The organism is Nitrosospira sp. NpAV, from assembly GCF_000832065.1.
Taxonomy (GTDB): Bacteria; Pseudomonadota; Gammaproteobacteria; order Burkholderiales; family Nitrosomonadaceae; genus Nitrosospira.
The window spans coordinates 1-298 of sequence record NZ_JXQM01000183.1; the positions used below are offsets into that span (position 1 = coordinate 1).

The following is a 298-nucleotide window of genomic DNA, read 5'->3' on the forward strand; positions in this document are numbered from 1 at the left end:
GGCCGCCATACTGCGGATTGTTTCCAGCTCAGCCTGTTGTGCCTCAGATGTTGCAGCATCTGCATAATGGCCGGTATGTAGCTCAATCACTGGCGCGCCCACCCTGATTGCTGCATCAATCTGATCAGCTCGTGCATCAACAAACAGAGAAACACGAATTCCAGCTTCTGTGAGGCGCTTGCACGCGGCACTTACCTGATCGAAGTGCCGGATCACATCCAGTCCCCCTTCAGTGGTCAACTCTTCACGACGCTCCGGCACCAGGCAGATATCATGTGGTTTGATCTGTCTCTTATAC

General features: G+C 53.4%; 1 protein-coding gene. It reads right to left on the reverse strand.

The genetic code is table 11. From position 1 onward, the window contains the following. Window positions 1-298, reverse strand: a 298-nt coding sequence (locus tag SQ11_RS15830; protein ID WP_041515169.1) for a pyridoxine 5'-phosphate synthase, incomplete at both ends; no start/stop codon positions are given.